The sequence below is a fragment of the Pseudomonas sp. FG13 genome (assembly GCF_057809755.1).
Genome location: NZ_JBMDKO010000039.1, coordinates 1 through 18,437 on the forward strand (window position 1 = coordinate 1; position 18,437 = coordinate 18,437).

18 protein-coding genes are annotated in these 18,437 nt (G+C 60.7%); 6 read left to right on the forward strand and 12 right to left on the reverse strand.

Going from position 1 to position 18,437, the window contains the following annotated elements; translation table 11 throughout:
* Nucleotides 1–184, forward strand: a 184-nt coding sequence (locus ACODTO_RS23090; RefSeq protein ID WP_489107098.1) for a hypothetical protein, incomplete at its 5' end; no start/stop codon positions are given.
* Between the two features lie 18 nt (nt 185–202).
* Nucleotides 203–1,828 carry a methyl-accepting chemotaxis protein gene (locus ACODTO_RS23095; protein WP_139649801.1) on the forward strand — a complete coding sequence of 542 codons (1,626 nt, stop codon included), beginning with the start codon at nt 203–205 and terminating at the stop codon, nt 1,826–1,828.
* A gap of 313 nt (nt 1,829–2,141) precedes the next feature.
* On the opposite strand, the gene ACODTO_RS23100 is transcribed toward ACODTO_RS23095, so the two are convergent.
* The 3 genes from ACODTO_RS23100 to ACODTO_RS23110 all read right to left on the reverse strand — a co-directional run bounded on the left by ACODTO_RS23100 (nt 2,142) and on the right by ACODTO_RS23110 (nt 4,420).
* Complete coding sequence (locus ACODTO_RS23100; RefSeq protein ID WP_139649799.1) at nt 2,142–3,440, reverse strand: NAD(P)/FAD-dependent oxidoreductase; 1,299 nt, start codon at nt 3,438–3,440, stop codon at nt 2,142–2,144.
* An 81-nt stretch (nt 3,441–3,521) separates the two neighbouring features.
* Nucleotides 3,522–3,695 carry a DUF3094 domain-containing protein gene (locus tag ACODTO_RS23105; protein ID WP_003185543.1) on the reverse strand — a complete coding sequence of 58 codons (174 nt, stop codon included), beginning with the start codon at nt 3,693–3,695 and terminating at the stop codon, nt 3,522–3,524.
* A 98-nt stretch (nt 3,696–3,793) separates the two neighbouring features.
* A complete protein-coding gene (locus ACODTO_RS23110; RefSeq protein WP_175363820.1) occupies nt 3,794–4,420 on the reverse strand; it encodes a DUF1780 domain-containing protein in 627 nt (208 codons plus the stop codon).
* A 275-nt stretch (nt 4,421–4,695) separates the two neighbouring features.
* On the opposite strand from ACODTO_RS23110, the gene ACODTO_RS23115 reads away from it, so the two are divergent.
* Together ACODTO_RS23115 and ACODTO_RS23120 are read left to right on the forward strand one after the other, a co-directional pair.
* Complete coding sequence (locus ACODTO_RS23115; RefSeq protein ID WP_139649795.1) at nt 4,696–5,382, forward strand: energy-coupling factor ABC transporter permease; 687 nt, start codon at nt 4,696–4,698, stop codon at nt 5,380–5,382.
* 63 nt (nt 5,383–5,445) lie between these two features.
* On the forward strand, nt 5,446–5,661 hold the full coding sequence (locus ACODTO_RS23120) for a hypothetical protein (protein WP_139649792.1): 216 nt from the start codon (nt 5,446–5,448) through the stop codon (nt 5,659–5,661).
* 12 nt (nt 5,662–5,673) lie between these two features.
* Here ACODTO_RS23120 and yacG read toward each other — a convergent pair whose 3' ends face one another.
* From yacG to pilB, 5 genes are read right to left on the reverse strand one after another with little or no spacing between them, the layout of a single operon-like run.
* On the reverse strand, nt 5,674–5,880 hold the full coding sequence (gene yacG / locus ACODTO_RS23125; RefSeq protein WP_024779578.1) for a DNA gyrase inhibitor YacG: 207 nt from the start codon (nt 5,878–5,880) through the stop codon (nt 5,674–5,676).
* A complete protein-coding gene (gene coaE / locus ACODTO_RS23130) occupies nt 5,877–6,500 on the reverse strand; it encodes a dephospho-CoA kinase (RefSeq protein WP_489107099.1) in 624 nt (207 codons plus the stop codon). The genes yacG and coaE overlap by 4 nt, the downstream gene beginning before the upstream one ends.
* A gap of 10 nt (nt 6,501–6,510) precedes the next feature.
* Nucleotides 6,511–7,380, reverse strand: a complete 870-nt coding sequence (locus tag ACODTO_RS23135; RefSeq protein ID WP_139649788.1) for a prepilin peptidase — start codon at nt 7,378–7,380, stop codon at nt 6,511–6,513.
* 1 nt (nt 7,381) lies between these two features.
* Nucleotides 7,382–8,599 carry a type II secretion system F family protein gene (locus ACODTO_RS23140; protein WP_139649786.1) on the reverse strand — a complete coding sequence of 406 codons (1,218 nt, stop codon included), beginning with the start codon at nt 8,597–8,599 and terminating at the stop codon, nt 7,382–7,384.
* Between the two features lie 2 nt (nt 8,600–8,601).
* Complete coding sequence (pilB, locus tag ACODTO_RS23145; protein ID WP_175386701.1) at nt 8,602–10,302, reverse strand: type IV-A pilus assembly ATPase PilB; 1,701 nt, start codon at nt 10,300–10,302, stop codon at nt 8,602–8,604.
* Between the two features lie 224 nt (nt 10,303–10,526).
* On the opposite strand from pilB, the gene ACODTO_RS23150 reads away from it, so the two are divergent.
* Complete coding sequence (locus tag ACODTO_RS23150; RefSeq protein WP_489107100.1) at nt 10,527–10,937, forward strand: pilin; 411 nt, start codon at nt 10,527–10,529, stop codon at nt 10,935–10,937.
* 320 nt (nt 10,938–11,257) lie between these two features.
* Nucleotides 11,258–11,611 carry a BON domain-containing protein gene (locus ACODTO_RS23155; protein WP_041023147.1) on the forward strand — a complete coding sequence of 118 codons (354 nt, stop codon included), beginning with the start codon at nt 11,258–11,260 and terminating at the stop codon, nt 11,609–11,611.
* Between the two features lie 300 nt (nt 11,612–11,911).
* On the opposite strand, the gene ACODTO_RS23160 is transcribed toward ACODTO_RS23155, so the two are convergent.
* From ACODTO_RS23160 to acs, 4 genes are all read right to left on the reverse strand, one after another.
* Nucleotides 11,912–12,208 carry a DUF2845 domain-containing protein gene (locus ACODTO_RS23160; protein WP_464709710.1) on the reverse strand — a complete coding sequence of 99 codons (297 nt, stop codon included), beginning with the start codon at nt 12,206–12,208 and terminating at the stop codon, nt 11,912–11,914.
* A gap of 1 nt (nt 12,209) precedes the next feature.
* The gene (locus ACODTO_RS23165) at nt 12,210–15,143 is read right to left on the reverse strand and encodes a DUF748 domain-containing protein (RefSeq protein WP_489107101.1); all 2,934 of its coding nucleotides are present in this window, start codon (nt 15,141–15,143) and stop codon (nt 12,210–12,212) included.
* Nucleotides 15,144–15,260: 117 nt separating this feature from the next.
* Complete coding sequence (locus ACODTO_RS23170; RefSeq protein WP_139649774.1) at nt 15,261–16,277, reverse strand: class I SAM-dependent rRNA methyltransferase; 1,017 nt, start codon at nt 16,275–16,277, stop codon at nt 15,261–15,263.
* A 196-nt stretch (nt 16,278–16,473) separates the two neighbouring features.
* Nucleotides 16,474–18,411 (reverse strand): acetate--CoA ligase, encoded by a 1,938-nt coding sequence (acs, locus tag ACODTO_RS23175; protein ID WP_139649772.1) that lies wholly within the window; start codon nt 18,409–18,411, stop codon nt 16,474–16,476.
* Between the last annotated feature and the right edge of the window lie 26 nt (nt 18,412–18,437).

The following is an 18,437-nucleotide window of genomic DNA, read 5'->3' on the forward strand; positions in this document are numbered from 1 at the left end:
GCCTGCTTTGGGAGCAGGATGTCAGGAGTTCGAATCCCCTTACCCCGACCATATTGAAAATCCTCGTATCGAAAGATACGGGGATTTTTTTTTGCCTGCGAAAAAAAAACCGGGAAGTCTTAAGTTATCGTACAACTTGCCGATAGCTCACCGACAGGGGCACGTCCCCATTCCCGGCCAATAACAAAAAAGGGCGCCCGTTATGTTTCTTCGTCAACTGAATATCGCCCCTCGCGCGGCGCTGGGTTTTGCCTTGATCGCCGTGCTGGTGGCACTGCTCGGGATGTTTGCGCTGGGGCAGATGTCGAGTATCCGTGACAGTGAGGTGGCGGTGGAAACCCAGTGGCTACCGAGCATTCGCGGCGGTGACGAGATTCGCGAATGGATGCTGCGCATTCGCACCATCTCCCTGCGCATGGCCCTGGACCAGGACCCTAAGAACACCTCGGTCTACCGTGGGCAAATGGACGTTCGTGACAAGGAACTGAGCGAAAAAATCGCCAGCTACGAAAAGCTCGTCGTGACCCCTGAAGGCAGAGCGCTCTACGACCAGTTCAAGCAGACTTTTGCTGCCTACCGCGCGGGTATCGCGCAATCCTTCATCCTCGCAGAGCAGGGGCGCCGCGACGAGCTGATCAAACTGCTGCTGGTGGACATGAAAACCGTCGTGGACGGCTCCGGCAAGCAACTCAACGACCTGGCGGAGCTGTTTTCCAAACAGGTGTCCATCGAGAGTCAGAAGTCCCAGGAGCACTACGCCAATTCACGCATGATCGTCATCCTTTTCATCGTCTTGGCCGCCCTGGCTACCGTCGCCCTGGCGATGTTGTTGACGCGCAGCATCGTCAAGCCCCTGGGTGAAGCGCTAAGCGCCGCGGAAAGCGTGGCTGAAGGTGACCTGACCCGGCCGATCGAGACCCATGGCAACGACGAAGTGAGCCGCTTGCTCAAGGCCTTGGCGACCATGCAGAAAAACCTGCGCGATACGCTGCAGAGCATCAGTGGTTCGGCGGCGCAGTTGGCAACGGCAGCCGATGAGCTGAACGCCGTCACCCTCGACAGCACACAGAGCCTGCAACAGCAGAACAACGAAATTGAACAGGCCGCCACGGCTGTCACCGAAATGACCACTGCCGTAGAGGAAGTGGCGCGCAACGCCGTTTCCACCTCCGACGCCACACGTCAGTCCAGTGAGTCGGCATCCCTCGGACAGCAGCGGGTCAGCGACACGGTTGACGCGATTGGCGCCCTCGCCAGTGACGTGCAGGTGACGGGTGGGTTGGTGCAATCCTTGGCCAACCAGTCGCAGGATATCGGCAAGGTCCTGGACGTGATCCGGGCCATTGCCGAGCAGACCAATTTGCTGGCCCTCAACGCGGCCATTGAAGCGGCCCGGGCCGGCGAAAGCGGTCGAGGGTTTGCGGTGGTGGCTGATGAAGTGCGAGCGCTGGCTTACCGCACGCAGCAATCGACCCAGGAAATCGAACAGATGGTCCAGGGCATGCGCAGCGGCGCCACCCAGGCCCTGGATTCCATGCAGGCCAGCTCGACCCGCGCTGCCAGCACTCTGGCGATGGCGGAACGGGCGGGGGAGGCATTGCAGACCATCACCGCGTCGGTCAGCGAAATCCACGAGCGCAACCTGGTGATCGCCAGCGCGGCCGAAGAGCAGGCACAGGTGGCCCGCGAGGTTGATCGCAATCTGGTGAATATCCGTGATCTTTCGGTGCGCTCGGCCACTGGCGCAGACCAGACCAGCGCGTCCAGCCATGAACTGTCGCAACTGGCGAACTCGTTGCGCACGATGGTGCAGCGGTTTCAGGTTTGAGTGCAGGAGGAGACTTCGCGGGCAAGCCACGCTCCCACATGGGATTCGGGGTGGATGCAGCATTTGTATACATCATCAAACCCTGTGGGAGCGAAGCTTGCTCGCGATAGCGATGGGCCAGTCAATATTGTTACTGACTGACTTAGCGCAATCGCGAGCAAGCTTTGCTCCCACAGGTTTGTGGCTTAACTGACTGCACTAGCGCTTGCCCGCTCCCGCATTGGGTCTGGGTGTATGCGGTATCCGCATACGCCACCAGCCCCTGTGGGAGCGAGCCTGCTCGCGAAAGCGCTGTGTCAGGCCACTGCTATTTTCAGTGCAACTTGAGCCGCGGCTCGGTCCCACGTCCAATCTTGCTGCCCAGCATCAACATGGCCGTACGGAACATTCCATACAACGCCATCTGGTGCATGCGGTACAGCGACACATAGAACATCCGCGCCAGCCAGCCTTCGAGCATCACGCTGCCGGTGAGATTACCCATCAGGTTGCCCACCGCCGAGAACCTCGACAGCGAGATCAGCGAGCCGTAGTCGGTGTACTTGTAATGCGGCAACGCCTTGCCTTCGATCCGCAGCTTCAAGGACTTGGCCAGCAGCGATGCCTGCTGGTGCGCCGCCTGGGCGCGGGGCGGTACGTTGCGGTCGCTGTCCGGTTGCGGGCAGGCGGCGCAGTCGCCGAAGGCGAAGATGTTTTCGTCGCGGGTGGTCTGCAGGGTCGGCAGTACGTGTAGCTGGTTGATCCGGTTGGTTTCCAGCCCGTCGATGTCCTTGAGGAATTCCGGTGCGCGAATCCCGGCGGCCCAGACTTTCAGGCTGGCGTCGATCACCTTGCCATCGACGGTGATCAGGCTGTCGGCTGTCACCTGGCCGACCGCGGCGTTGGTCATGACATTGACCCCGAGCTTTTCCAGGGTCTTGTGCACGGGCCCACCGATACGCTCCGGTAATGCCGGCAGCACCCGTGGCCCGGCTTCGATCAGGGTGATGTGCATGTTTTCCGGCTTGATCCGGTCCAGGCCATAGGCCGCCAGCTCATGGGCGGCGTTATGCAGCTCGGCCGCCAGTTCGACGCCGGTGGCACCAGCCCCGACGATGGCGACGCTGATCCGCTCCACGGCATCGGTCTGGCCGGCGTGGGCGCGCAGGTAATGGTTGAGCAATTGCTGATGGAAGCGCTCGGCCTGTTTGCGGGTATCGAGAAACAGGCAATGTTGCGCCGCACCCTCGGTGCCGAAGTCGTTGGTGGTGCTGCCGACGGCAATCACCAGGGTGTCGTAGCCCAGCACCCGGGCGGGTAGCAATTCCACGCCGGCTTCGTCATAGGTGGCGGCCAGTTGGATACTCTTGCGTTCGCGGTCCAGGCCGCTCATGCGCCCGAGCTGGAACTCGAAGTGGTTCCATTTCGCCTGGGCGACGTAGTTGAGTTCGTCTTCGGAGGAGTTCAGGGAGCCGGCCGCCACTTCGTGCAGCAGGGGTTTCCAGATGTGGGTCAGGTTCGCGTCGACCAGCATCACGCTGGCCGTGCCACGTTTGCCCAGGGTCTTACCCAGACGGGTAGCCAACTCCAGGCCGCCGGCGCCGCCGCCAACGATGACAATACGATGAGTCATGGGGATATCTCGCAAGGCTAAAGGAAATCGGTGCCGTTACCCTCGCGAGCGCCAGTATCGTATCCCTCGATAACAGGCAGCTCATAGCGTCAGGTAACTGATCAGTCGGCTCAACAGGCCCAGGCCGATCGTCACGGCCAGTACCACCACCAGGAGCATCCACGGCCGGAAAGGCCGGCGCTCGACTCGGTGCTGGGACAGTTGCAGGTACTCTTCGACATGCTTCTGGTCGTCAGGGTTCAGGCGGCTGGTCATAAAGGCCTCGTCAGGTAGACGTTGCGAAGTGTGCGTACGTTACAGGGGATTGCTTGCGGCTGCGAACAGCATAGTCGTTCGGTGGACGCGGTGATGATTCACAGGCTGATCCCCACATCGAACACGATGCTGCGCCCCAGGTTGCCCCGCAGGAAATCCGGCGCATCGGGGTGGGCGAACAACACCCGGGCGAAGCTCGGCCCCACCAGCGACAGCGAACGCCAGCCCTGGCGCAGGTATTCGGTGGGCGGTGGGAAATGGCTGTTGAGGTCCAGTACTTCCCGTTTGAGGCTGGCGAAGGCGATGATATCCAGCTCTCCCAGGTCCATGCCGCGTTCGGTGTAGTTGTGGGCTTTCTTGCGCAGGGTCGGTGCCAGCCTCAGCAGGAATTCGTTGGCCGGGATCCGCCTGGGCTTGGCTTCGCGGCGCACCAGTTGGCTCAGGGAGAATGCACTGCGGCGGCGTTGCAGCTCGTCACGCCATTCGTCATTGAGCCGACGGCCCTCGTCGAGGACGAAGAACACCTCGAAGTTGGCATCACGGAACAACACGTCCGGTGGATCTCCGGCGGGGGCGAACTCGTCGGCGCGGTAGGGCACGTTCAGCCCTTGCAGCAGTCGCTGGCAGACCCAACGCTCACGCTCCCATTTGCGGGCATTGGAGAGAAAGGCGTTGGCTTGCTCGGCCGCGATGGTCAGCAGGCGTAAATAATCGGAATCATCCATGAACTCAAGCTTAGCGTTCAATTGCGACAAGCTGGAAGCGTTGCGTTGATGAATGACTCTTATGAGTGGGGTGTAGACTCTGCGTGTCGATAGAGACATAAAGCTGTGCACAATTCTTGTGGCGAGGGGATTTATCCCCGCGGGCGTGCGTAGCGCGCCCAAAAGAGTCTGAGGTTGTAGGAGTTGGCGAAGCCTTCGCTCGACAGCTCCTACGCAGTCTGACGGGAATGCACTGTGCCGGCTGCTGGAAAAAACAAGCGAAAGGTGTAGTCCCCATGATCGGAGCCGAACTGCTCTCACCCCAGACACTTGCGGTTGGCTGGTTGATCTATGTCCCGGTGCTGGCCTGGGCGGCGTGGCGAGCGCCATGGGTGGAACTGTTTACCGACAGCCGTCGCCAGCACCTGCTGTTCGGCACGGTGCTGGCGCTGTTCATGTTGTGGCTGGTGCGACGGGATTTCGACACCGGTGTGTCCTATCACTTCATCGGCATGACCGCCGTGACGCTGTTGCTGGATTGGCCGCTGGCGATCCTCGGCGGTCTCATTGCCCAGCTTGCGCTGGTGCTGTTGGGGCGCCAGGACATGGTGGCGCTGGGCGTCAACGGGGTGCTGTTGGTCCTGCTGCCGGTGCTGGTCACCGAAAGCTGCGCGATCCTGGTGGAGCGAGCCCAGCCACGCAATCTATTCGTGTATATCTTCTGCTCGGGGTTCCTCGCCGCCGCCCTGTCGGCTTTGCTGTGCCTGCTGCTGGGGCTGGGGCTGTTGTGGTACGACGGGGTGTTCGCCATGCCTTACTGGCTGAGCGATTTCGTTGGCTACCTCTGGTTGATCATTTTTCCCGAAGCGTTCATCAACGGCATGGTGATCAGTGCACTGGTGGTATTCAGTCCTGAATGGCTGGAAACCTTCAACCGCACGCGCTATCTGTCGGCACCCTGGAAGGATGACGACAAGTCTTGATGCATATCAAGGCCTTGCAGGCAGGTGCAGCTCATGCTCTGGAAAACTTCCAGGAGCACAACGATGAGTGTTTACGAGTGGGCGAGACAAGAGATCAGGCGTAGTCACGATGCCGCGATGGAAATCGGTTTCGATCCGGGCCTGAGCCTGCGTGCCTTGCTCAGTGCGATCGTGCAACAGAGCAAGACAGTGCGCAGCGCCGAGGACCTGGCCGATGAGTTGAGCTTCCTGGCGGAAAATCTCGACGACAAACAGGACTACGGTTTCATGCGGCCTTAGCCACACAGGCCACTAGTGGTGTGAGCGGGGGTTGAAATCTTCGCTGAACAGTTCGTCCTCGGCGTCGGGACTGACGGGGATCTTGTGTTCTTCCGACGCCCAGGCGCCCAGGTCGATGAGTTTGCAGCGATCGGAACAGAATGGCCGGAACTTGCTCTCCGGGCTCCATTCGACAGGGGCGCCACAGGTCGGGCAATCAACGGTCGGGGTCTGGCTCATGATTGGCCTCCACGCAATGTAAGGTAGGAATGATGCAGGCGTTCGACCTCGCTGTGCAGCCAGGCGAGGTCGCGGTCGTTGACCACCACATCGTCGGCATGGCTCAGGCGATCCTGGCGGCTGGATTGTGCCTTGAGGATCGCCTGGGCCTGTTGCTCGCTGATCTGGTCGCGTTGCAAGGTCCGTTCGATCTGGAGTTGTTCAGGTGCGTCGATCACCAGGATCCGTTGGGTCATGGCGTACTGCCCTGACTCGATCAGCAGCGGTGATACGAGGATTGCATAGGGCGATCGGGCTTGGGCCAGGTGATGGGCAATTTCGTCGGCGATCAACGGATGCAGCAGTGCCTCAAGCCAGCGACGCTCGTTGGCATTCTCGAAAATCAATTTGCGCAAGGCCGCGCGATCCAGCGTACCGTCGGCCTGGAGCACGTCCGGGCCGAAGTGTTCGGCGATTTTCGCCAGTGCCGGACGCCCCGGTTCGACCACCCAGCGCGCCGCATGATCGGCGTCGACCACATGCACGCCCAAGTCGATGAAGTGCTGGGCCGCAGCACTTTTGCCGCTGCCGATACCGCCGGTCAGGCCGAGAATCCAGGGTTTTTCCACGGGATTGTTCATAAGGAAATCGTTAGAAACCGACAGAGTGCCAATAGAAGTCGGTTATTTGACCACCCCAGAGCAAGGCAATCCAGCCGGCAATGGCTAAATAAGGCCCAAAGGGGATCTGTGTCGACGCCGGAGCATTGCGCATGCGCAACATGACGACCCCGACCAAGGCACCCACCAGCGACGACAGCAATAGCGTCAGCGGCAGGATCTGCCAGCCGCCCCAGGCCCCGAGCATCGCCAGCAGCTTGAAGTCGCCGTAGCCCATGCCTTCCTTGCCGGTGAGCAGCTTGAAAACCCAGAACACCGACCACAGCGCCAGATAACCGGCCACCGCTCCCCACACTGCCTGGTTCAGCGAAACGAACAATCCGAAGCTGTTGACGATCAGCCCCAGCCACAACAAGGGCAGCACCAGCGTGTCGGGCAGCAGCTGATGCTCGGCATCGATCAGGCTCATGCCCAGCAGGCCCCAGCTCAAGACCATCACCAGCGCGGCCTGCCAGCCGAAGCCGAAATGCCAGGCGACGAACGCCGACAGCGCGCCGCAGGCCAGCTCGGTCAGGGGATAGCGGCGCCCAATGGGGGTGGCGCAACTGGAACAGCGGCCACGCAGTGCGAGGTAGCTGAGCAACGGGATATTTTCCCAGGCCCGGATGCGGTGGCCGCAGTGAGGGCATTGGGAGTGAGGCAGCATCAGGTTGTAGGCCGGGCCGGGCGTTTCGGCAGGCAGGCCCAGCAGGTCGTGGGCTTGCAGCCGCCATTCGCGGGTGAGCATCTTGGGCAGGCGCCACACCAGCACATTGAGAAAGCTGCCGACAATCAGCCCGAGCAATAGCGCCGCCAGCACAAAGGCCATGGGATAAAGCACGAAGAATTCGCTCAGGGGCATGTCAGATCGCAGAGCCGAGTTGAAAGATGGGCAGGTACATGGCGACCACCAGACCGCCGACGACCACCCCCAGGACCACCATGATGAAGGGTTCCATCAGGCTGGTGAGGTTGTCCACCAGATTGTCGACCTCGGCCTCATAGAAACCCGCCACCTTGTCGAGCATATCGTCCAGTGCCCCGGATTCCTCGCCGATGGCGGTCATCTGGATCGCCAGGTTTGGGAATATGCCTGAGGCGCGCATGGAAAAATTCAACTGCATGCCGGTCGAGACGTCTTGGCGGATACGCTGTACCGCACGTTTGAACACCACGTTGCCGGTGGCGCCGGAGACCGAGTCCAGGGCCTCCACCAGTGGCACGCCGGCGGCGAAGGTGGTGGAGAGCGTCCGGGCGTAGCGGGCTACCGCCGACTTGTACATCAGGGCGCCTACCAGTGGCAGCTTGAGCAACCATTTGTCGCGCCAGTCACGAAAGCCCTGGGAGCGCTTGAGGGCATACTTCACGCCAAAAAACGCGCCCACCGCCCCGCCCAGCAGCAGCCACCATGACTCTTGCATGAACTCCGACAGGCCGATGACCATCAGGGTAAAGGCAGGTAGTTTCGCGCCGAACCCGGAGAACACCGATTCGAACTGCGGCACCACCTTGACCAACAGAATGCCGGTGACCACTGCTGCGACAAGCACAACGGCCGCCGGATAGGTCATGGCTTTCTTGATCTTGGCCTTGAGGGCCTCGCTCTTTTCCTTGTAGGTCGCCACACGGTCCAGCAAGGTGTCCAGGGCGCCGGCCTGCTCACCGGCGTCCACCAGGTTGCAATACAACTCGTCGAAGTACTGCGGGCATTTGCGCAACGACGCGGCAAAACTGTTACCGGCGGCGACTTCCTGTTTCACCTCCTCCACCAGCTTGCGCATGTTGGCATTGTCGAAGCCTTCGCCAATGATGTCGAAGGCTTGCAGCAGGGGCACACCGGCCTTGAGCATCGTCGCCATCTGGCGGGTGAAGAGGGCGATGTCCAGCGGTTTGATGCGTTTGCCCTTGCCGAATATCGACGTGGATTTCTTGCGTACCTTTTCCGGGTTGATGCCTTGTTTGCGCAGTTGCGCCTTGACCAGGGCCGGGCTCTGGCCGGTCAGCTCACCGGACATCTTCGTGCCTTTGCGGTCTTTGCCTTCCCAGGTGTAGGTGTCGGTTTTTACTGCCTTGACCGCCATGTTCAGTCCTTGGTGACCCGGTTGATTTCTTCGAGGCTGGTCACCCCTTGCATCACTTTGAGCAGCCCCGAAGTACGCAGATCGTTGAACCCGTCCTTGCGCATTTGCAGGTCGATTTCCAGGGAATTGCCTTCGGCCATGATCAGCCGTTGCAGTTCAGGCGTATTTTTTACCACTTCGTAAACCCCCACGCGTCCTTTGTAGCCGTTGTTGCACTGTTCGCAACCGACCGGCTCATAGATCGTGAATGAGCCGATGCGTTCCTTGGGGAAACCCTCCTTGAGCAGGGTTTCCTCGGGAATCTCCGTGGCTTTCTTGCAGTGGCTGCACAGTTTCCGCGCCAGGCGCTGGGCGATGATCAGATGGACCGCCGTGGCGATGTTGAAGCCGGGGATGCCCATGTTCTGCAAGCGGATCAGGGTTTCGGCGGCGCTGTTGGTGTGCAGGGTGGAGAGCACCATGTGCCCGGTCTGGGCGGCCTTGATGGCGATTTCGGCCGTTTCCAGGTCGCGGATCTCACCCACCATGATCACGTCCGGGTCCTGACGCAGGAAGGAGCGCAGGGCCTGGGCAAAGTCCAGCCCTTGGCGTGGGTTCACGTTGACCTGGTTGATGCCTTCCATATTGATTTCCACCGGGTCTTCGGCGGTGGAAATATTGATATCCACGGTATTGAGGATATTCAGGCCGGTGTAGAGCGAGACAGTCTTGCCCGAGCCGGTCGGCCCGGTGACCAGGATCAGTCCTTGGGGTTGTTTGAGGGCCGCAAGGTAGAGCTCTTTCTGATCCGGTTCGTAGCCCAGGGCATCGATGCCCATTTGCGCGCTGGAAGGGTCGAGAATCCGGATCACCACTTTTTCGCCCCAGAGCGTGGGCAGGGTATTGACCCGGAAGTCGATGGATTTGGTTTTCGACAGGCGCATTTTCAACCGACCGTCCTGGGGTTTGCGCCGCTCGGAAATATCCAGGCTGGCCATGACCTTCAGGCGCGCGGCGATGCGGCTGGCCAGTTGGGTCGGCGGCCTGGCCACTTCTCGCAGCATGCCGTCGGTGCGCACCCGCACCCGGTAGGATTTCTCATAGGGTTCGAAGTGCAGGTCGGAAGAGCCGCCCTTGATCGCGTCCAGCAGCATCTTGTTGACGAATCGCACCACTGGCGCGTCATCGGCGTCCTGACCGGCGATGGCGTCCTGCTTGCGATCGTCGTCCGACTCGATGTCCAGGCCATCGAGGTCGACATCACCCATGCCTTCCAGGCCCGTGGTGCTGGATTCGAAAAACCTCTCGATGGCATCGCTGAGTTTGTCGTCTTCCACCAGGATGGCTTCGGTGGTCAGGCCGGTACTGAACTGGATGTCGTTGATGGCCTGGTGGTTGGTGGGATCGGAGATCCCCACGAACAGCTTGTTGCCGCGCCGCCACAGCGGCAGGGCATGGTGTTGCCGAACCAGTTTTTCACTGACAAGGCCGGTGGGCTGGCTTTCCTTGTCCAGGCTGTTGAGGTCCAGCAGGGCGACGCCGAAATGCTCCGAGGCGATTTCCGCAACCTGGCGACTCTGGACCAGTTTGTTCTGCACCAGATAACTGACCAGGGGCATGCGGTTGCGTTGGGCTTGTTGCTGCGCCTGCTGCGCGCTTTGCTCGGTGATCAGCTCGGCCAGCACCAGTTGCTTGGTCAGGCCGCTGAGGGCGATGTCATTCATGGGGATCCCGACTGCTGACAGTTCATGACTTATAGCCTAGTCAAGCCTCGACGCCAAACCAGCGGGGGCGGGTGACAAAAAACGTCAGATAGTGCGGATGTTGGGGTAGGACGTTGGGCTTCCTTGGGCTGGAAGCTCTTGCTGGCAGGGTCGCGGGGATTGGCATGTGCCGTGCAATACACCCTCCAAGCATGAGATTTCGCCTCATGTTAATGGAGATGTCTATGAACAAGCAGAATGGTTTCACGTTGATCGAGCTGCTGATCGTCGTGGCGATTATCGGCATTCTGGCGACGTTTGCGTTGCCGCAGTATTCCAAGTATCAGGCGCGGGCGAAGGCCACCGCTGGGCTGGGGGAAATTTCTGCATTAAAGGTGCCCTACGAGGATGTTATAAATCAGGGTAACGATCCAACGGCAGCCAACATGGGCTTCACATCACCTACCAGCAACTGCACGATTGCTGTCACCGGCACTGCGGCGGCCGGAACAGGCACCATTGTCTGTACCCTCTTGAAGGCTCCAGCTGCTGTAGCGGGTAAGACGATCACCCTCAGTCGTGATGCGGCCGGTGCCTGGACATGTGCGTCGACGGCCGCCAAAGAGTTTCTGCCGGCGGGATGCCCTGGCGTCTGATAGCGGGGTTTTACTTGCCTGATGCGCAGCCCAAAAGCAGGGCTGCGTGCTGGCGCATCTGTCCGATCCGGCGGGAGCATGCGCTCCAAAAAAAATCTTCGTATTTCATTGGCTTAAGGAGAGAGCAAACCCGCAAGTTGCATGTCAGAAAGCAGGAATTCATGCATTTTGCATGACCAGCCAAATTGCCGTTTCGCTTAACTTATTGATTTTAAACAAATTAATAAAATCCTTAAAGCTGGCACACCCTTCGCACTACTCCTGATAACCCTGCCGGGAATCACCTCCGGCAGTTTCTGAGAAAAACAGGAGTTACTCGTATGAAGAAGTTCGCTATCACTGCCGCTACTGCTGCCGCACTGACCTTGACCATGGCTAACGCATTTGCCGAGACTGCTCAAGCGACCCAGGCTCCGATGATGTTGGCTGCTGGTGAAGTGACTAAAGCCAAGGAAGAAACCAAGGACACCTGGATCACCACCAAAGTCAAAGCTGACCTGGTCACCGAAAAGGGTATCCCAGGCTCCGACATCAAGGTTGAAACCAACAAAGGCGTCGTATCCCTGTCTTCGACCGTTGCTGTCACCGCAGCTCAAAAAACCACCGCCGTGGCGATCGCCAAGAAAATCAAAGGCGTCAAAGCCGTATCGGCTGATGGCCTGAAGGCCGAATAAGGCCAAGACTTCTCGCCTGGACTGGGAGAGGGCGCGGCAAACGGGCTGTGTCATACGTTTGCCGTTGCTTTGGAGTTCATGCGAAAGGCCACAGGGACGTGGCCGCCACAGGCCCTCGGCATTTTGCCGGGGGCCTGTTTTATTTTGGATGGAGGTCAGTCGACGATTGTATTGGCTGATCCACCGCCATCGCGAGCAGGCTCGCTCCCACATTGGTATTGGGTTGTTCCAAAAATGTACGCTCGGCACCGATCCCCTGTGGGAGCGAGCCTGCTCGCGATAGCGGTGTCATTGCCAACCTCAGTGCCCACGCCGACTGGTGATCTGCACCAGTCGATTACCCTCGAAGCGCAGGAACTGGTACATGCCGCTGTTGGGGCCATAGGTCCATTCTTCCACCGGGTATTCCTCCCGGCGATTGACGCTGCGTTTGTAGCCCAGATCGTCCCGCGCCACCGGTTGTCCGCACTTTTGCAACACTTCGCTCGAGCGGTCGCCAACGCTGATCAACTGGCTGCCGCAACGCAATGTGTCGGCAGCCGATGCGTGAGCAGTGGTGAGCATCAAGCCCAGGCCGAGCCAGTAGAGACGCTTCATCCTATTCGGCATCCAGATGCAGGGGGGTGATCACACGCCCGTCGCTTTCGGCCTGGCCGAGGCTGGCGTCGATGAAATAGACCCGGTCATCGGCCAGTTGGCCCTTGTCCACCAGGAAGTCCTTGATGCTGCTGGCCCGCTCCTGGCCCAACTCGCGCAGCAATACGTCACTGCCGCTCCAGAATTTGATAACGCCTTCACGCAGTTTCTCGATGCGGGCCTTTTTATCCAGTTGTGTCCATTCGGCCGGCGGCTGGGCCTTGAGACGGGTTCGATAGATGCCTTCCAGCAGCGGTGCCTTTTCGTCCTCCGGCACCTGCAGCAGCGCCGCCTTGGCCGGAACCTTGTCGCCCCGGCGTTGCAGCATCTTGTAGTAGTTGTACTGGTATTCGCGTTCCAGGCGCTGGCCGGCGAGTAGCGGCCCGTCGCTGCTTTCGGCGGCAGTGCCTTCGATTTCCAGGCGCAGTTCCGGACGCTTGGCCAGTGCCTCGGAGAGCTTGAGCAGCACACCTTCGCTTTCCTGGCTCAGGTCGCTGGAGCCGGGTGCGAAGGCGACGCTGCCCAGGTCTTCCGAGCCACCGCCGGCCACCAGTCCGCCGATGAGTTTGAACGGCGCCTGGGCCGCTCGCACCACCAGGTTGCGCAGGGTTTGCCAGACAATCGGCATCACACTGAATTGCGGGTCGTTGAGGTTGCCGGACACCGGCAGCTCGATGGAGATCCTGCCCTGCGAATCCTTCAGCAGTGCGACGGCCAGTTTCAGCGGCAGGCTCACGGCGTCCGGGCTGTCGACCTTTTCCCCCAGTTGCAGTTGCTCGACCACCACCTTGTTTTCGGCCTGGAGCTGACCCTTGGTGATCCGGTAATGCAGGTCGAGATTGAGTCGGCCCTTGCGAATGCGATAGCCGGCGAACTTGCCGGAGTAGGGCGTCAGCGTCGTCAGCTCGACCCGTTTGAAACTGGTGGCGATATCGAGGCTGGCCATCGGGTCGAACGGGTTGAGAGCGCCCTTGATCGTTACCGGGGCGTAGCGGTCGACCTTGCCATTGACGTCCACGCTGGCCGGTTTGGCCTGGCGGCTGTCGATGGTGCCGATCTGACCGTTGAGCTGCTGGATGGCCGTGGCGAAATTCGGCGTCAGACTGAAGTCGGCAAAGTTGGCCGAGCCTTCGTTGATGGCAATCGCGCCGATGTGGATACCCAGTGGTTTTTCCTGGGACGCCGGTTTTGCTGCAGCGCTCTTCGTGCCGCTGTCCGGCGGCTGTGGGATCAGCAAGTCGTCGACGTTGGTGGTGCGGTCGTCGTTGATCATGAAGCGGGCATAAGGCTGGAACAGGTTGACCTTGTCGATGGACAGGCTGTCACCGTGCTGATAATTGAGGCCTTCAAGCACCAGGCTCTGCCATTTGACGAAATCGCGGGTCTTGAGGGTGTCGAGGGTGTGCAGTTGGTCGACCTGGGCGCGGCCGGTGACGGCGAAGGCCAGCGGTGCGGTGTTCTTGAGATCGACCATCAGGTCGCTGCCGAGCATCCCTGAGCGCAGCTCCAGGCGAATGAACGGGGTGATATAGGCCTGGGCGACCCGCAGATCGATGTCCTGGGTCTTGACCTTGAGCCTGGCGGTAATCGGGTTCAGGTTGACTTCGCCGTCGGCCAGGAGCTTGCCCTGTTTACCTACACCGGTATCAAGCTTGAGGGTAAAAGGCGAGCCGTTGAGGGTGTCGTAGTTCTGCAGGTCGAGGTTAAGCGGGCCGACGTCCAGTGCCACGGCGGGTTGCGCCTGGCGGTCGGCCAGATGTACCCGATAATCGCGCAGTTGCACATCCTTCAACAGTACCTGCCACGGCTTGCCGGGTGCCTTGGGCTCGGGTTTGGGGGAGTCGGCGGCTGCCGGGGCCGATGCGGGTTCTACCTTGACCTGCGGCTTGGCCGGCTGGCTGGCGAAGAGTTTCTGCCAGTCCAACTGGCCATCGGCCTCGCGTGCCGCCCAGGTTTCGAGCTTCTGGCTGCGGACCTTGCCCACGACGACCTGTTGTTTAGCCAGGTCCACCGTAGTCTCGCTGACATCCAGGCGTTCGAGTTTCACCAGTGGACGGCCATCGGGGGCCTTGATGGCGAAAGGCGCGACACTGACGGCCACGTTGTTGAGCTGCAACTCGGTGCCCTTGGCCAGGTTGAGCTTGTAGTCGGTGCTCAGGTTGAGGATGCCGTTCTCCAGCACCAGCGGTACCGCGTCGCGTACGTAAGGCCACCAGAACTTCATCTGGCCATCGGTGACCTTGAGCTTGCCCTCGGATGCGATTGGCGAAAGGCTGACGTTACCGGTCCAGTCGATCTTCCCGCCTTCGGGACCGGCGGCTACCAGGGTCATGTCGGCGCTGTCGTCGGGCAGGGTGCTGAGGTTCTTCAGCTCGAAATCAAGGGCGTCGTAGAGAAATTCGATGGGCTCGCTGGGGCGCAGGTCCTGGAAATGGACATAACCGGTGGCCAACTTGATCCGGTCGACCCGCAGGGGAAACGGCTTGGCCTCGGGGTTGGCTGGGGTCGGCTCGCTGGGTGGCAGCTTGAACAAGCCCAGGAGGTTCAACTGGCCGTCCTTGGCGAACAGCACCTCGGTCCGGGGCTTGTCCAGTTCGATGTCGGCCAGGTGCAGGGCACCGGACCACAGGCTGTCGATCTGCAGGTTGGCGTACAGCCGTTCGAAGCCCACCTGTTCCTTGCCCGGTTCGCCGATATTCAGGCCCCAGACGGTGACTTCAAGACTGAAAGGATTGAGTTCGATGCGCTGGATCTGAGCAGGTACCGTGGCATGGTTGGCCAGTTGCTGATTGGCGATTCGCAAGGCGATGCCTGGCAGTATCAGAAAACCCAGCAGGCTATAGAGGGCCAGTGCGGTGAACAGGGCGCCGAGGGCGCGCAGCAATCCTTTGAGCATGTGTGGCTTCATCTGGTGGAATCGGAGTGCCTTGGAGTATGGCACGCGTTTACGGTTCCGAAGCCACTGGGATTTATGAGAATTGTCCGTTTTTTCCGTAGGAGTCCTGAGGTTGGCTCAGAACTGCAGGATCAGTGTCTTGAGCGGAGGATTACGGTCCATGGAAGGGAAGTCCTCGCCGGGCGTCAGTACGCTCCATTCGCGCACTGGTCGGCCGGCTTTTTCCGCACAACGCAACACCTGTTCGCGCCAGTCGTCCATGGACACCTTTGCCAGATTGTTGCAGCAGATCAGCACGCCATTGTCGGCGGTGGCGAGCAGCGCCGGCTTGAGCAGGCTCTGGTAGTCCCGCAGCAGGTCGACGGTGCCGAAGGCGCTCTTGGCCCAGGCCGGCGGGTCGAGCAGCACCAGGTCGTATTGGCGTTGTTCCAGGCGTACATAACTAGGCAGCTTCTGTCCGCGCCGTTGGCTGATGGGCAGGCCTGCCAGTTGGCGGATCGCCGGGAAGTAGTCCGACTGCACGAACTCCATGGACGGTAACGTGGGGTTGAGCAGGCCGTTTTCGCGACCCACCGCCAGGTTGCCTTCGGCAAAGTCCAGGTTACACACCTCCCGCGCGCCACCGGCCGCGGCGCTCAGGCCAACGCCACAGGTGTAGGCAAACAGGTTCAGCACGCTTTTGTCGCGACTGTGCGCCTTGACCCAGCCGCGAGCATTGCGCAGATCGAGAAACAGCAGCGGATCCTGCCCGGCATGGCGTCCACGAACGCGATAATTCAGGCCCCATTCGTGGCCGACCAGGTCTTGCAGGGCGGCCTCTTCGGCTTGGTAGACCGTGTCCTGGCGGTCGATTCGCGAGTTGCCGCGGGCGCGATCGTTGTAGACCAGCAGGGTGTCGAGGCCCAAGGCTTCGTTGACGATGCCATGCAACTGCAACAAGGCCTCGCGTTCCAGCGACTGATGGAAACTCTGCACCAGCAATTGCGGGCCGTAGCGGTCGACGGTCAGGCCGGGTGCGCCTTCCTGGCTGCCATGGAACAGGCGATAGCAATCGGTGCCTTGCTGATGCAACTGGCTGAGCAGGTCCTGACGTTGGTCGAGGGCGGCGCGCAGCGCCTGATTCAAGGAAGACATGCCAAGCGCGCCTTAAGGAAATGAGGCGCGGGAGTTTAACAGCTTCGTGAGGGATCGTTCCCACGCTCTGTGGGAGCGAGCCTGCTCGCGATGACGGCGATACATTCAGAATCGTTGCAAGCTAACCCACCGCTATCGCGAGCAGGCTCGCTCCCACAGAGCGTGGGAACGAGCAGTCAGCGGAACGTCATGTCCGCTAGCGATTCAGGCGCTTGTCGATCAACCCCTCCACCACGCTCGGGTCGGCCAGGGTCGAGGTATCGCCGAGGCTGTCGAGTTCGTTGCAGGCGATCTTGCGCAGGATGCGCCGCATGATCTTGCCCGAGCGGGTCTTGGGCAGCGCCGGCGCCCACTGGATCAGTTCCGGCTTGGCGAAGCTGCCGATTTCCTTGCTGACGTGGGCCAGCAATTCTTTCTTCAATTCATCATTGGCCTCGACCCCGTTCATCGGCGTGACAAACGCATAGATGCCCTGGCCCTTGAGGTCATGGGGATAACCGACGACCGCCGCTTCGGCGATGCTGTCGTGCAACACCAGGGCGCTTTCCACCTCGGCGGTGCCGATGCGGTGGCCGGAGACATTGATCACGTCATCGATGCGCCCGGTAATCCAGTAATCGCCGTCCTCGTCACGGCGGGCGCCGTCGCCGGTGAAGTAATAGCCGGGGTAGGGCTTGAAGTAGGTGTCGACCATGCGTTGATGATCGCCATAGACACTGCGGATCTGTCCCGGCCAGCTGGACTTGATCGCCAGTACACCGCTGCCGGGTCCGGTGATTTCCTTCCCCGTTTCATCCAGCAGGACCGGCTGCACGCCGAACATCGGGCGGGTGGCGCAGCCTGGCTTGAGTCGCTGGACGCTCACCAGTGGGCTGAGCATGATGCCGCCGGTTTCGGTCTGCCACCAGGTATCGACAATCGGGCAGCGCTGCTCGCCCACGGCGTTGAAATACCATTCCCAGGCTTCCGGATTGATCGGCTCTCCGACGCTGCCGAGCAATCGCAGGCTTTTGCGAGAGGTGGCCTGCAAGGGCCCGGCACCTTCACGCATCAGCGCGCGCAGGGCGGTGGGAGCGGTGTAGAAGATGTTGACCTGGTGCTTGTCGATCACCCGCCAGAAACGTGAGCTGTCGGGATGGCTGGGAACGCCTTCGAAGATCAACGTGGTGGCGCCGTTGGCCAGCGGGCCGTAGACGATGTAGCTGTGGCCGGTGACCCAGCCGACATCGGCGGTGCACCAGAACACTTCGTTGTCGCGATAGTCCAGCACGTACTTGAATGTCATGGCCGCCTGCAGCAGATAGCCGCCGGTGGTGTGCAGCACGCCCTTGGGTTTGCCTGTGCTGCCGGAGGTGTAAAGGATGAACAGAGGATCTTCGGCGTCCATCGGTTCGGGCGGGCAGTCGTCGCTGGCGTCATGCATGGCCTGGTGATACCAGAGGTCGCGACCTTCGGCCCAGCTCACTTCGGCCTGGGTGCGCTCGACCACCAGGACCGTGCTGACGTTCGGGCAGCTTTCCAGGGCTTTGTCGACGTTGCGTTTGAGCGGGACGAAGCGCCCGCCGCGCACGCCTTCGTCGGCGGTGATCACGGTGCGGCAATCGGCGTCGAGAATCCGGTCACGCAGCGAGTCCGGCGAAAACCCACCGAACACCACCGAATGCACCGCGCCGATGCGGGTGCAGGCGAGCATGGCGTAGGCCGCTTCCGGGATCATCGGCATGTAGATGCAGACCCGGTCACCTTTCTTCACGCCACGGCTTTTCAGCACGTTGGCCAGGCGGCACACATGCTTGTGGAGTTTTCGATAGGTGATTTCCGCCGATTCGGCGGGGTCGTCGCCTTCCCAGATGATTGCCGTCTGGTCGCCGCGTTTTTCCAGATGACGGTCGATGCAGTTGGCGCTGACGTTCAGCTTGCCGCCCGCAAACCAGGTGGCATCGCCGTTCTTGAGGTCATAGCGCTGGACCGTTTGCCAGGGCGTCATCCAGTCGAGAAACCGGGTGGCCTGTTCAGTCCAGAAGGTACTGGGGTGTTCTATGGATTCTTTGTAGAGCCGCTGGTATTCGTCCTGACTCAGTTGCGCAGCCCGGCGGACGGCATCGGCTTGGGGGTACTGGCTGATATCGAACATGACGGTTCCTTATTCTTGTTTTTGCG

What these genes read in the sequence shown, in the direction of transcription:
- ACODTO_RS23095 (WP_139649801.1), top strand. Translation starts at nt 203, where the DNA reads ATGTTTCTTCGTCAACTGAATATCGCCCCTCGCGCGGCGCTGGGTTTT.
- ACODTO_RS23100 (WP_139649799.1), bottom strand. Translation starts at nt 3,440, where the DNA reads ATGACTCATCGTATTGTCATCGTTGGCGGCGGCGCCGGCGGCCTGGAG.
- ACODTO_RS23105 (WP_003185543.1), bottom strand. Translation starts at nt 3,695, where the DNA reads ATGACCAGCCGCCTGAACCCTGACGACCAGAAGCATGTCGAAGAGTAC.
- ACODTO_RS23110 (WP_175363820.1), bottom strand. Translation starts at nt 4,420, where the DNA reads ATGGATGATTCCGATTATTTACGCCTGCTGACCATCGCGGCCGAGCAA.
- ACODTO_RS23115 (WP_139649795.1), top strand. Translation starts at nt 4,696, where the DNA reads ATGATCGGAGCCGAACTGCTCTCACCCCAGACACTTGCGGTTGGCTGG.
- ACODTO_RS23120 (WP_139649792.1), top strand. Translation starts at nt 5,446, where the DNA reads ATGAGTGTTTACGAGTGGGCGAGACAAGAGATCAGGCGTAGTCACGAT.
- yacG (WP_024779578.1), bottom strand. Translation starts at nt 5,880, where the DNA reads ATGAGCCAGACCCCGACCGTTGATTGCCCGACCTGTGGCGCCCCTGTC.
- coaE (WP_489107099.1), bottom strand. Translation starts at nt 6,500, where the DNA reads ATGAACAATCCCGTGGAAAAACCCTGGATTCTCGGCCTGACCGGCGGT.
- ACODTO_RS23135 (WP_139649788.1), bottom strand. Translation starts at nt 7,380, where the DNA reads ATGCCCCTGAGCGAATTCTTCGTGCTTTATCCCATGGCCTTTGTGCTG.
- ACODTO_RS23140 (WP_139649786.1), bottom strand. Translation starts at nt 8,599, where the DNA reads ATGGCGGTCAAGGCAGTAAAAACCGACACCTACACCTGGGAAGGCAAA.
- pilB (WP_175386701.1), bottom strand. Translation starts at nt 10,302, where the DNA reads ATGAATGACATCGCCCTCAGCGGCCTGACCAAGCAACTGGTGCTGGCC.
- ACODTO_RS23150 (WP_489107100.1), top strand. Translation starts at nt 10,527, where the DNA reads ATGAACAAGCAGAATGGTTTCACGTTGATCGAGCTGCTGATCGTCGTG.
- ACODTO_RS23155 (WP_041023147.1), top strand. Translation starts at nt 11,258, where the DNA reads ATGAAGAAGTTCGCTATCACTGCCGCTACTGCTGCCGCACTGACCTTG.
- ACODTO_RS23160 (WP_464709710.1), bottom strand. Translation starts at nt 12,208, where the DNA reads ATGAAGCGTCTCTACTGGCTCGGCCTGGGCTTGATGCTCACCACTGCT.
- ACODTO_RS23165 (WP_489107101.1), bottom strand. Translation starts at nt 15,143, where the DNA reads ATGCTCAAAGGATTGCTGCGCGCCCTCGGCGCCCTGTTCACCGCACTG.
- ACODTO_RS23170 (WP_139649774.1), bottom strand. Translation starts at nt 16,277, where the DNA reads ATGTCTTCCTTGAATCAGGCGCTGCGCGCCGCCCTCGACCAACGTCAG.
- acs (WP_139649772.1), bottom strand. Translation starts at nt 18,411, where the DNA reads ATGTTCGATATCAGCCAGTACCCCCAAGCCGATGCCGTCCGCCGGGCT.